Source organism: Neisseria sp. HMSC069H12 (assembly GCF_001812735.1).
Classification (GTDB): domain Bacteria; phylum Pseudomonadota; class Gammaproteobacteria; order Burkholderiales; family Neisseriaceae; genus Neisseria; species Neisseria subflava.
Genome location: NZ_KV810257.1, coordinates 1 through 1,906 on the forward strand (window position 1 = coordinate 1; position 1,906 = coordinate 1,906).

The 1,906-nt window shown below is 39.9% G+C and carries 2 protein-coding genes and 1 pseudogene; all 3 read left to right on the forward strand.

Going from position 1 to position 1,906, the window contains the following annotated elements; all coding sequences use genetic code 11:
* Positions 1 to 21 precede the first annotated feature (21 nt).
* A complete protein-coding gene (locus tag HMPREF2872_RS04065; RefSeq protein WP_063075317.1) occupies positions 22 to 585 on the forward strand; it encodes a hypothetical protein in 564 nt (187 codons plus the stop codon).
* Positions 586 to 612: 27 nt separating this feature from the next.
* The gene (locus HMPREF2872_RS04070; RefSeq protein ID WP_070631401.1) at positions 613 to 1,665 is read left to right on the forward strand and encodes a hypothetical protein; all 1,053 of its coding nucleotides are present in this window, start codon (positions 613 to 615) and stop codon (positions 1,663 to 1,665) included.
* A gap of 107 nt (positions 1,666 to 1,772) precedes the next feature.
* Positions 1,773 to 1,906: pseudogene (locus HMPREF2872_RS11560) on the forward strand (type IV secretory system conjugative DNA transfer family protein); the annotation flags it as partial.

Here is a 1,906-nt window from a genome sequence, read left to right on the forward strand (position 1 = left end):
AGATGTAAATAAGGAGAAAGCATGATGCGTTGGAAATCTAAGAAGGTTATTTTATTGACAGGGGGGATTACAGCAACCCTGTTGTTGGCACAGTGTGATACGGTTACAGTCCTTACTTCCGAGATGCTTTTTCGTCCGAAAATTGTCGAACTACCTATGGGAGAAGGAAAAATTGTCAGCTATGAAGTTAACTCTTGGGTTAAGAAACCATATCTGATGATATTGGGTTTCGAATCGGAATATCAAAATTATGGTGAAGCATTTTTCAATGGCAAACTGGAAACTGTTCCTTATAAATTTTCTATAAAATGCTATAAAATAGAAAAAGATTCAGAAATTTTGTTTTATGAAAAAAATTATACCATGAAAGATTTATCCGGAATGGATGGTTGGGATTCTCAAAATCCTGATAAACCTTATGCTTGGGGTGGAAGTTATTCTCTAGGAGGATTTGATTTGTCTTACGGGAGATACCGCTGTGATTTAAAAGACGAGAGTTCGATTGAAATTAAAACATATTTAAAAGAAGCAGGTATTGCCAGAACGGCTTTTCAAATTATACCTTACAAACTTTGGTTTTATTAATTTCTAATTATCTGAAAGGAAGTTGTTATGTCTTCAGCTTATAGATTAACTGTAAAATTTGCTCCATCGGGAGCAGCATATTTTAATGATAAAACACAAAAATGGGAAACTTCCAAATGGGGGCATGTTTGGTTAGAAGCTCGCAAACCCAATGAAAGCTTGGATGAGAAACCATCATTTTCATCAGGATGGTCAACAGGAAGGAGTACAAAAACTGCTAAAGATAACATTAGTCCAGATGATTGGAAAAATTACAGAAGCAGCAAAGGAAATCTAATAAGTTCAATTACAGTTGATATTACTAAAGACCAATTTGATAAAATACAGAACTATGAAAATGCTGTTAGGGAAGAAAAAATACCAGGGTTTGGAAAAAATTACCATGCGGTTTGGGACAGTTGCATTGATTTCTCCGGCAAAGGATTGGGCTTCATTGGTTTGGCAGATAAAGATTTTGATGGAACAGCTTTAGAAAGGGATCGCCCTGACAGACAAATTAAACCATTTCTCGACCAAATTGTGAAACATAAATCTAAAGATGCATCAGTAACTGTTAGCTTTCGAGGTAAAGATTACACACTAGGACATAATGAAAGCGTAGATAAATTTTGGGATAGAATAGCCCCATTTTGGTATTTGGAAAATATGATGGTGCAAGAAAATGGACAACAGAACAACCAATATTCCCAGCTTCATTCTCTTAAGATCGAAGACATGCCCCAATACGCGCAAAACATCTACCATCAGGGAAAAGAATGTTTCGTTGATTTTTGTCGACATGAAAACATCCCTTACCGTGAAGAAGATTTGGACAGGATTGGCATGTCCATGGCGGCGGCAGGTTACGCACAAGGGCTGCGCGGCGTATCGCTGATTGACGTTGACGAACGCACCAGAGAAATCAGTATCGCCCACGAATCTCCCGACCTAAATGAGGCGGTGGTCAATATGGATAAGGCAGCCGTTACTCCGACAGCAGAAAGCCTGAATCAAATCCAGCAGACGGCGCAGCAGTTTGAATATGAAACGCAACAAAGGCAGTTGGCGCAATCCCAATCGCGCGGGATGATGATTTCGTAAGCGAAGATGTTGAACCGAATCGAAAGGCCGTCTGAAAAACAGTTTTCAGACGGCCTTTTCAGAATACAAGACAAGGAATACTGTGAGAATACTGTGAAAAGGAAACCTTCGGTTCCATCATGGGCACGTTTAAAGAGCCGCTCAACCCGTGGATCAACCCCGTCATTGACGCCGCCTCCTCCGCCGATGACTTCCTGCTCACCGACGTGCGCAAAAAGAAAATGACCGTCTATATCGGCAT

Excerpts from the sequence above, each read along its gene's own strand:
- HMPREF2872_RS04070 (WP_070631401.1), top strand. The coding sequence starts at position 613 with ATGTCTTCAGCTTATAGATTAACTGTAAAATTTGCTCCATCGGGAGCA.
- HMPREF2872_RS04065 (WP_063075317.1), top strand. The coding sequence starts at position 22 with ATGATGCGTTGGAAATCTAAGAAGGTTATTTTATTGACAGGGGGGATT.